We start from the raw sequence: 9181 nt of genomic DNA on the forward strand, positions 1-9181 counted from the left end.
TCGGCCAGATCAGCCCGATCGCCTACGAACAACGATCAACTACGCTGGCCACCGCCGCATGACAACCGGTGTCCACGATCAAGGGGAAAGCCCCGCGGTCTTTGACCTGGTCCCGGTCCTCGGCGGTGGCCTGCCAGACGTCGGCTACCTCTCTCGCGGGGAAGACGGACCGCAGGGACTTCTGAGCGGAGCCGTGCAGCGGAGCCGAGGGACGTCCTCCGCTCTTGCGCTGCCGGGGCGGGCTCGCCGTCGTGGACGTCATGGCCGCCGTCCGAACAACACGTCCAGGCTTGCCGGGTCGTAGCCCGGCGCCGGTGTGGGCGGCACGACCTGCTGGTGGGCCCGGCGAGCATGGTGTGCGAGCACGCTCTCGATCACCTCTTCGCGGCTGGCGGCGAGGTAGATCTCCGTGGTGGACAGGTGCGCGTGACCGAGGACCCACTGCACGTCGGTCAGAAGCATCTGCAGGTCGCGCGCCATCCGGTAGGCGGCGGTGTGCCTTGTGTCCGCAGAGGCTGTGTGCGGATGACTCTGTGTGGCGATTGAGCAGGTCGGATCGTCGAGGCCACGTTCGCGACCATGACGGTCGGCTGTGTTGTATTCCAGGTCTGCTGACGTGACCGACACCACACCGGCAGGCGGCGAGGGTATGAGGCGTGGGAAGCCAGCTGATGGTTTCGGTGATCGCGGTTTCCCCTCTGCTCAGCCGCTCTTGACGACGAGTGCGGCTCTGGTCTGGGGCTTCGTGGTGTTGATGTAGTAGTCCTCGGCAGCCCGCCAACGATTGATCCACTCCTGTGAGTCCTGGGCGCGTTCTCGCAAACGTTGTAGGCAGATTTCGCGTGGGGTGTCGATGTAGACGGTGAGGTCGTAGTAGGCGGACAGCTCCGGGCGGATGGAGTAGACCCCTTCCACGATCACCACGCTCCGGGGAGCGATCTCCCGCCAGCCCCCGAGCTGCCCGGTGGCCCAGTCGTAGGTCTCGTAGCGGGCGGTCTGACGGGCCCGCAAGGGCTCCAGGACCTGAGTGCGGAGTCGCTGCCAGTCGAAGTAGCGGTGGTAGCCCTGTTCGGCGTCGAGATGCTCGCGCTCGTGTTCGGGCATCGGACGGTAGAAGTCATCGCAGTGGACGACGACGCAATCACCGATGTATCCGGCCACGGCGGCAGCCAAGGTGGTCTTTCCGGACCCGCCGGCGCCGTCGATAGCGACGATTTTGATGGTGTTGCCGCGGGACGGGGCCTGCTGAAGGATGGCGTCACCGACATCCGTCGCCTGCTCGATCCCCTCCACGAACTGCTGGTGAGCCCGTAGCTCGGAGGCCCTGACTGCACTGGACAGCACGATCGTCTTGGCCTCAGCCAGGGATCCCGGCCCGGCTCCCAGGAGTTCGCGAGTGACGGCGACCGCGTCGATGACACTGGTGCCGCGGTCTCGCAGCAACTGCTGAACCGCTTCCATGCCGCTGCCCTGCTCCAGCAACGGTCGGCAACACTCGACCAGGGAGGCGAGCCGAGCAGCACGCTCTGGAGCAAGGCCCCGGATGCCTTCGAACATGGAAACTCCCTGGTGAGCGGGCGTCTGGCAGATGCCAAGCTACTTACTGGAGGGCCGAGGAAGCTAACCGTTTCCAGGCAACGCCAGCGTGACTAACGAGCTGGCCGCGACGTCAGTTGCAGGTCCCGATCACAGTGGTCTGTGATGGCGGAAGGCGGCTGATCCGGCTTGCCCCGGCGGCGGCCTCGCGGAGCCGGACGATCTCCTCGTGCTGGGCAGCGAGCCGGCCAGGGCCTGGGTGCGGAAGTCAGTGAACTCGTCGATCATCTGCTCTGACGCGGCCAGCCGTTCCTTGAGCTTGGCGTTCTCCGTCTTGAGCCGCGCGATCTGGGCCTCGCGAGGATCGGGGATCTCCCCGGCCTGCTGCAGGGCTCGCAGGCGGCGTTCGAACTCCTCGCATAGGTGAGAGTAGGGGCGGGTGCCGTAGAACGCGGTACGGTCGACCGCGGCCTCGATGGCCCGGGTCTTGATGTCGCACTTTCCGCCGGGCGGGATCTCACCGCGAAGGAGCCGGTCCATCGCGGCCCGGATGCGGTTCGCGTTCTCGGTCCGCTGGGCTGCGGAAATCCTCATGCGGACTCCTCGTCCGTGGTGGTGCTGGCCGCGTCGATCTCGCCGATGACGCGGCGGGCCCGGTCGTAGTCGCCCTGGAGCCGGGTGCGTTCGGTCTTGCGAGCGGTGCCGAGCTGGCCGAGGAAGACCTTGGTGCGGTCGGCGTGCTCGACCCAGACGGGACGGTGGCAAGGGTGATGGGTGGCCTGCGGACAGCGGGCGGAGTCACACATCCCGACCAACGGGCGGTCTGTAGTCGGGGTGCCGGCCAGTTTGAGGCAGAGGGCCCGGGAGGGGTCGGTGAACCAGCAGTAGTTCGCCGGCCCGAGGTGGAGGACATTGGCGCGTTTGGTCAGCAGGTTGAGCACGTCGCGGTCACTGCTCTGTGTCTTCGGGGCTGGTGCGGTTTGGTCGAGCTTGGCGTCAATGCTGGCGAAGAATTCGGTCAGGCTCCGGGCTCCCGGCCCGGACGGAAGGACGCCCTGCTGATAGTTGCGGAACTCCGCCAGGACCAGGGCGAGGTTCCGGTCGCTCTCCAGCTTGTTGACCTCGGCCAGCAACTCGGACTGGGCCCCGCCGGGGCGGGATAACGGTGGAGTCGGGTATTGGAACTGTCTGAATGCCCCCGCGGAGGGGAGGCTGGGACGGGTCATAGAGGCGCCAGGATCATGAGGATCTCGTCGCGGTCGTCGTGTGGGGCGAGCCGTAGGGCGCCGGGCCATCGGCCGATCTCCTTCCATCCGAGACGGCCGTAGAAGTCTTCGAGGCCGACACCGCCTCGCGCGGCGAGGTGGAGTTGTTCGAGATTCATCTCGTCCCAAGCGATTTCACGGGCGCGGTTCATGAGGGTGGTGCCGATGGAGCGGCCGCGGAAGCCTGTGTGGCTCTGAACGTGGTTGACGGTGCCCCAGTGCGCGACGACCGGGTTGAGGTCGCGGCGAAGGTTCAGCCAGCCGGCGAGGACGCCGTCGACGACGGCGACGAGGAGCCGACTGCGTTGAGGATCGAGGTCAGCTATGAGCCGGTCGGCGACGGGAGCGACCTGTTCCGTGTCGACGGGTGGGAAGGGGAACCCGGCGGCCCCGCCGGCGTTGGTGACCGTGATCCAGCAGTCGATCAGCTCGCGTCTCAGTTCGGCGGTGATCTCGTGCGGGTGGACGATTTGGTGGAAGGCAGGAGCGTTGGGGCTGGTCATAGCGGCGAGTGTCACATTCGGGTCGGTCACGGTTGGGCTTTCGAGTCGTGATTGTCGGGGTTTCGCTGGGCGACGTCGGCGGCGTAGGCGGCCCAGTCCCCGCCTGATGCCTGTTGCCACTGGACGGCCACTTTGATGACGGCTTCGCCGTCCAGGACCGTGACCGGAAGCAGGGAGTGCATGCCGGCGGTCGCGAGGTCCATCCAGTGGCTGGTGACGATCCGTCCGGACCGCGCGTACAGCACCACACTCTCCTCCGTGCGGCGCAGCACCATCCGGTGCCCGTCGAACTTCGGCTCGTACCACCAGCCCGGCCCGCGCGGCAGTACCGGCACCGCCGTCGCCGACGCCACCCTGATCGGGAACTCCACACCCCGATCCTGCGCCCCCGGCACACCGGGGCTCGGCGAGCGGGCCGGGCGGCCCAACCGCCCCCGGCCCGCGAGTGCAGCGCGGTGCGCCGTGGTCCCGGCCGGGCTCGTGCGGGTGCAGGCAGACGCGCGGCATGGTCGCACGGCGTGGCGCAACGCCGCGGCGACTGGCTCGTTCTGGCTCTGACTGGCTTTGATTCACGAGACCGGCTGACTACGGCTGACGGAATCGCCAGAGTGTTCTCGTGATCGAAGCCATCGGCATCATCGTCAGCGCACTGATCGCCTTTGGGGCGCTGACGGTCAGCTTCCTTGCCCACCGGCACCAAGTACGTCTGGCCGCATTGCTCGAAGCGAAGGAGCGCCGTCTGGAAATCCTTGAACGGCAGGTGGCCGCCCGCCAGGCGGAGCAAGATCGAGCAGGCGTCCTTGCCCAAGCGTCAGTGATCGATATCCGCGTCGTCATGAGGCCCTCCGCCCTCGCCGAGGGCCTGGCGGCTCCTGAACTATTGGTAACTAACCGAAGCAACCAACCTGTTCTGGACCTTGGCGCACAGATCGCCGACGCCCCGGTCGTCAGTATCTCGGGAAGCATCCCATCGTCCAGCTCCCGGTCTTTCCCTCTCCCTCAGCAGCAGGCGCAGACCGCCACCAGGTCGCCGATGCAGTTGAACGTCGAGTTCACCGATGCTGGAGGAATCCGATGGCGCCGGGACGGCGGCGGAGGACTGCGGGAAGGCGCCCGGCTGGAGACTGGAGAATGGACATGGGCGCCGAGGGAGGGCCCCACGGTAACCATCGCGGGTTCACTGGTGCCTGCCCCCCTCGGTACCAACCACGCAAGCAACTCAGGCGTTTCCACCCGTCGGAGACGCTGGGGTCTGCCCTTGATGGCTGCCGGAGTTCTCCTGGCCATCATCACTTGGGTGGTGTGGACCTTCTGGTGACGCCCCGTGCGATCTCGCGATTTCGTGTCAGTACGCGACCTGCGCCTGTACATGGACAGCCCGGTGACAGTGCCGACACCCCCGATCTCTCATCTCATGACAGTGGCAGCACGTCCAGCGACCCCGACATATGACTCACTGACCAGTACGTCCGGGCAACACACGGGGAACCCGCCACTGTCACACCATTCACTGACACAAAACCGAGAGATCGCACAACAGGGCCTGGCGGCGCTCGCGCAGTGGGTGGAGCGGGAAGGCGCGGGCCGGTCGGTGCCGCGCGGCCACGGCGAGCCGATCGCGGTCGACAGCGAGGCGGAGCCGGTGGTCGTGAAGCTGGGCGTGTGGGTCTCGAACACCAAGTCGAGGCGCGACAAGCTCACGGCGGGGCAGCTGGACGCGCTGCGGGAGCTGGGCGTGGAGTGGGCATGACGCTCCCGTCGGCGGGTCGTTGAACCGCTCGGACATCCCAGAGCACAGAGAGGCCCCGGGCCGCAGATGCCCGGGGTCTCGTACGTCACCCTGCGGGCTACCAGCGGCGCAGGTTCTTGATGAGTTCGCGGTGCCACTCGGTGCGACGCGGAACGTGCTCGTCGGGCGCCGCGCCGAGAGCGACGGCCTGGTCCGTGACCCCGTAGGTGACCCGGTAGGCCAGGACCTCGGTGGCGTGGTCCATCCACTCCTACATCTTATGCGCCGGCGGGACCGGACCGAGCACGGTCACGAACCACATGGGCAGCAGGGCGCGGTCACGGATCGCGTCGGCCAGACGGCCGCGCAGCAGCCAGTTCAGTTTCCGCTCCGCCTTGTCGCCCTGCTCGATCAGCGAGGCCTTCGCCTGCCGCAGAGAGTCGTCCTGGGCCAGCACGGCCTGCGCGGCCTGGGCGTGGCCGGCCAGTTTCTGTGCCCGCTGATCGTGCTTTTCAGCGAGCGGGCGGGACACGCCGAAGTCCATGACGGCCTGCTCGAACTCGCGGGACGTGCGCGGCTGGCTGGCCAGGATGCCGACGGCCTCCACCACCTTGTCGCGGTGCTCGTCGCGCTCTTCGAGCGCTTGTTCATAGTGGCGGATCTTCAGGCGGTGGGCCTCGCGCTGATGCTTCGGGAGCAGGCCGGAGCGTACGTGCCAGCCATGACTGGCGGTCCTGGCCAGCTTCATCCACTCCGGGTCGACGGTGTCGAGGTCGGCGAGCGAGGCGCCGCCCGCGGCGAGCAGGTGAGCTTCGAGGGCCTGGACGCGGCCAGTCAGCCGCTTGAGGGCCTGCTCGGTGTCCTGGATGTCGCCGCGTACGTCGTCGTCCAGCTCGGTGAGGTCGTTGCGGACAGTGCTGAGGTCGTCCTCAAGGCTGCGGACGTCGCCGCGGATGTCGCGCAGCTCGTAGTCGAGGTCTTCGACCTCCCCCAGCTTCGAACGCAGCGAATGCAGTTCGTGCTCCATCCCGCCGGTCTGGGTCTCCAGACGGCGGACCTGGTGGCCGTAGTCGTCGCTCACCGCTGCGCCCCCTTCTCCCCCGTGTCCGTCGAGGACCCGGCGACAAGCATCCAGCCGATGGCGGCGGCGATGATGAACCACCGGCTGATCACGCTCAGGCTGATGAGGGCCGTCAGGAGAGCGACCACGTGCAGTGCGACGGCTCCGAAGCGGCGGTCACGGTGCTGTTCGGCATCGACCTTCTGGAAGCAGCCGGCCACCGTGCCCGCGAAGTGCGGGACGAGCAGGACCAGCCACCAGGCCGAGCGGTCGAGGATGAAAACGAGCGCGATCAGCACGGCGCCGACGGCCGCCTGGCCGCGCCAGGATCACGTCACGATGCGCTCACTGCGTCTGCGCTCGGGTTCGGCCAGGCGCTCGGGGATCGTCTTCTCGAACTCCACCAGCTTGCTGGCGGAGTTCACCAGCCGGGCGTACTCCACCACGAATTGGTCGTCGTCGACGTCGTGCTTCAGGACCTCGGCATGGCTGGCGCCGACCTTCTGCTGAAGCTGCGTGAACTGCTGCTCGACATCTTGCTCGGTGCTGTCCACCGAACCACCTCCACCCGCGATGCGGCGACACGCCGACCGGACACTTCCCCGCCGGCGGCCACCGCCAGCCGTCAAACCGATCGACCGTACCCGCAGCTGTCCAGGACCCGCCGGGTAATCGCATGCAGTGGCCGAAACCTTGCCGATCAACTCCATGCCCCGATGCCTGACTGGGGCTTCACGTTGACGGCAGATACGGAGCGCGGGTCAGCCGACGGGCGGTGCAGCCCTGTCCGGGGCGGGCGCGGCCTCCAGCCGGTCCAGCCGCTCGTAGAGGGCCCGGACCAGGCGGGCGCGGTTCTGGACGCAGCGGGCGGTGCCCTCGGGCGGTACGGACAGACGGCGATCGGCTTCCTGAAGGACGATTTCGGCGAGGGCGCCGCGGCCGTCGCTCCTGAGCAGGGCGGCGGCGTGGCGGCGGATGTCGTCTGCCACGGCGCGGGCGTGCCCGGTGAGCTGGAGGGCGAACTGTTCGTAGTCGTGAGGGTCGAGGTCCGGGTCCTTCCATGCGAGGACGGCGGTGACGAGTGCTTCGTACGGGGCGCGGTCCAGGGGGAGTTCGGCCTCGATCAGGCCGTCGGGATCGTGAAGCACGAGGTACCTGTCGCTCACCGGTGCTCCACCCCGTCGTCCTGGTCGTGGTCGCCGGGGCCAGTGTCCGGGGTGGCCGGGGCGGTGGTGGTGAGGAAGCGGGCGTAGCCGTGGTCGAGCGGGGGCTGGGTGTGGTGGGTGTCGGGCATGGGTCTGTTTCCCCCAGGGGCGGGTTTCGGTGTCTTGTTTCCAGACAACCGCGCGGGCCGGGGTGGGGTGCATAGCGAAGTTGCGGTTTCTGCTTGCCGCTTGCCTAGCGACTTGACTGTTCGTTGACCTTCGGTGGGGTGGGGCGGGGTTCTACCGTGAGGGGATGGCACGTGCACGGAACGAGGCGTTCATTCGCTGGATGGAGCGTGAGGGGTGGTCGGCGCCGGCGCTCGCGAAGGAGCTGGACGCCGTCGTGCGGCGGCTGACTCGGAGGTCCGGGCCTACGCGGGAACTGTCGGAGATCACGGTGCACAAGTGGCGGTCGGGTGAGACGTCCTGGCCTCAGGAGAAGTACCGGATCGCGCTGGAGGAGGTCAGCGGACTGGTCGTGGCGGCCTTAGGGTTCGCTCCGCCCGACCGTCGCAAGAAGAAGTCCGCGCCCGTGGAGGATCCCGTGCACCGCCGTTCCTTCCTCGCGCTGACGACCGGCTCAGCAGGGGGCGTGATTCTCGGCCCGTCGGTGGCGGGGGTCGGCAGTGGTGATGTGCTGCGGCTGCGGCAGCAGCTGGACGCTCTCATGGCGCTGGACGATTCCCGGGGCGGCCACGACACCCTGGAGCGGGCCGCGCTCGTCGGCGCTCAGGAGGCCGTCGCGCTCCAGGAGAAGCCGGCCACCCAGCGCATCCGGCAGCGGCTCTTCTCCCTCGCGGCCGACTACACCGCAACCGCGGCCTGGTCGTGCGTGGACGCCCGTCAGAGCTCCCGCGCCCAGCCGTTGCACGAGCGGGCCCTGCATCTGGCCGGGCTGGCGCAGGATCCGGTCGCGACGATGCGGGTGTGGAACTCGGTGGCGATCCTGGCCCACCAGCGCGGCGCTCACGCCGAGTCCCTCGCGGCCGGCCAGGCCGCCCGGGCCACGGCCGTCACCCGTCGTGATCCGTTGTTCGCCAGCCTCGCGCACGCGCGGATCGCCATCGCCCACGCTCACCTCGGCGACCACCGGCCCGCCCTGCGCTCCCTCGAACATGCCGAGAAGACGCTCGCCAAGGCCGAGCCGGCCCGCCCGCGGCCGAGCTGGATCGCGTTCTACGGCCGGGCCGAGCTCCATGCCATCACCTCGATCGTCCACGACCGCCTCGGCAACTCCGCCGCCGCCGAGGCCGCCTCCCACCACGCGCTCACGGCCCTGCCCCAGGTGTTCGCCCGCAACAGGGCGTTCGCCACCGCCCGGCTCGCGCTCGCCCAGCTCCACCAGGGCGACCTCGACCAGGCCGCCGCCACCACCGCCGGCATCTTCCCCCCTCCGGGGCAATGCCGCCCTGCCCGGACGGCTGCGGACCCTGCTCGGCGACTTCCACCGCAACCTGATCACCACCGCCCCGAACGCGCCTGTCACCCGGGAGTGGGCCGACCGCTACCGCACCCACTGGAGCCGCACATGACCGCCATCAGCCGCTACGGCCACGCGGATCTGCCCGCGATCCGGCAGATACTCCTCGACGTCCACGCCGACGCCTACGCCACCGAGATGGACGACCCCTTCCACCGGACGGAGAAGTTCGCCTGGTTCGTCGACCACTGGGGCGATCGGCCCTCCTTCGACTGCGTCATCGCCTTCGACGCCGGCCAGCCCGCGGGCTTCGCCTACGGCGCCACCGCCGACCTCGGCCGCGAAACCTGGCGCGGACACCTCTCCCCCCCCCGTTATGTTTTTCGCGGTCCTGCAAGAGGGCCGCTGGCCTCCGGGCCCGGCATGACTGTTGCCCCCTGTCGAACGGATGACCTGGGGGGTG

Annotated in this window: 14 protein-coding genes and 1 pseudogene; 3 read left to right on the plus strand and 12 right to left on the minus strand. The window is 68.6% G+C overall.

The window, feature by feature from the left end; genetic code table 11:
* Positions 1 to 258: 258 nt before the first annotated feature.
* The 6 genes from ACF08M_RS40940 to ACF08M_RS40965 form a co-directional block, all read right to left on the minus strand.
* The gene (locus ACF08M_RS40940; RefSeq protein ID WP_392190401.1) at positions 259 to 630 is read right to left on the minus strand and encodes a hypothetical protein; all 372 of its coding nucleotides are present in this window, start codon (positions 628 to 630) and stop codon (positions 259 to 261) included.
* A 72-nt stretch (positions 631 to 702) separates the two neighbouring features.
* On the minus strand, positions 703 to 1557 hold the full coding sequence (locus ACF08M_RS40945; protein WP_392190402.1) for a uridine kinase: 855 nt from the start codon (positions 1555 to 1557) through the stop codon (positions 703 to 705).
* A gap of 129 nt (positions 1558 to 1686) precedes the next feature.
* Positions 1687 to 2130 (minus strand): hypothetical protein, encoded by a 444-nt coding sequence (locus ACF08M_RS40950; RefSeq protein WP_392190403.1) that lies wholly within the window; start codon positions 2128 to 2130, stop codon positions 1687 to 1689.
* A complete protein-coding gene (locus ACF08M_RS40955) occupies positions 2127 to 2762 on the minus strand; it encodes a hypothetical protein (RefSeq protein ID WP_392190404.1) in 636 nt (211 codons plus the stop codon). The genes ACF08M_RS40950 and ACF08M_RS40955 overlap by 4 nt, the downstream gene beginning before the upstream one ends.
* On the minus strand, positions 2759 to 3304 hold the full coding sequence (locus tag ACF08M_RS40960) for a GNAT family N-acetyltransferase (RefSeq protein ID WP_392190405.1): 546 nt from the start codon (positions 3302 to 3304) through the stop codon (positions 2759 to 2761). The genes ACF08M_RS40955 and ACF08M_RS40960 overlap by 4 nt, the downstream gene beginning before the upstream one ends.
* A gap of 26 nt (positions 3305 to 3330) precedes the next feature.
* Positions 3331 to 3675, minus strand: coding sequence for a hypothetical protein (locus ACF08M_RS40965; RefSeq protein ID WP_392190406.1), 345 nt, complete (start codon positions 3673 to 3675; stop codon positions 3331 to 3333).
* A gap of 245 nt (positions 3676 to 3920) precedes the next feature.
* On the opposite strand from ACF08M_RS40965, the gene ACF08M_RS40970 reads away from it, so the two are divergent.
* Positions 3921 to 4622 carry a hypothetical protein gene (locus tag ACF08M_RS40970; RefSeq protein WP_392190407.1) on the plus strand — a complete coding sequence of 234 codons (702 nt, stop codon included), beginning with the start codon at positions 3921 to 3923 and terminating at the stop codon, positions 4620 to 4622.
* Between the two features lie 216 nt (positions 4623 to 4838).
* Positions 4839 to 5054 (plus strand): annotated as a pseudogene (locus ACF08M_RS40975) (helicase associated domain-containing protein); the annotation flags it as partial.
* Between the two features lie 97 nt (positions 5055 to 5151).
* Here the strand turns inward: ACF08M_RS40975 and ACF08M_RS40980 are convergent.
* From ACF08M_RS40980 to ACF08M_RS41005, 6 genes are all read right to left on the minus strand, one after another.
* Positions 5152 to 5298, minus strand: coding sequence for a hypothetical protein (locus tag ACF08M_RS40980; RefSeq protein ID WP_392190408.1), 147 nt, complete (start codon positions 5296 to 5298; stop codon positions 5152 to 5154).
* Positions 5299 to 5304: 6 nt separating this feature from the next.
* Entirely contained in the window at positions 5305 to 6114 is an 810-nt protein-coding gene (locus tag ACF08M_RS40985) for a hypothetical protein (RefSeq protein ID WP_392190409.1), read from the minus strand.
* Positions 6111 to 6392 (minus strand): hypothetical protein, encoded by a 282-nt coding sequence (locus ACF08M_RS40990; protein WP_392190410.1) that lies wholly within the window; start codon positions 6390 to 6392, stop codon positions 6111 to 6113. Before ACF08M_RS40990 ends, ACF08M_RS40985 begins: the two co-directional genes overlap by 4 nt.
* Positions 6393 to 6422: 30 nt before the next feature.
* On the minus strand, positions 6423 to 6647 hold the full coding sequence (locus ACF08M_RS40995) for a hypothetical protein (protein WP_392190411.1): 225 nt from the start codon (positions 6645 to 6647) through the stop codon (positions 6423 to 6425).
* Between the two features lie 207 nt (positions 6648 to 6854).
* Positions 6855 to 7259: a restriction endonuclease gene (locus ACF08M_RS41000; RefSeq protein ID WP_392190412.1), complete on the minus strand. Its 405-nt coding sequence runs from the start codon at positions 7257 to 7259 to the stop codon at positions 6855 to 6857.
* A complete protein-coding gene (locus ACF08M_RS41005) occupies positions 7256 to 7387 on the minus strand; it encodes a hypothetical protein (protein WP_392190413.1) in 132 nt (43 codons plus the stop codon). The genes ACF08M_RS41000 and ACF08M_RS41005 overlap by 4 nt, the downstream gene beginning before the upstream one ends.
* A gap of 164 nt (positions 7388 to 7551) precedes the next feature.
* Here ACF08M_RS41005 and ACF08M_RS41010 point away from each other — a divergent pair.
* The coding region (locus ACF08M_RS41010) for a hypothetical protein (RefSeq protein ID WP_392190414.1) at positions 7552 to 9181 on the plus strand (1630 nt) is incomplete at its 3' end.

This window comes from Streptomyces sp. NPDC015032 (genome assembly GCF_043080425.1).
Taxonomy (GTDB): Bacteria; Actinomycetota; Actinomycetes; order Streptomycetales; family Streptomycetaceae; genus Streptomyces.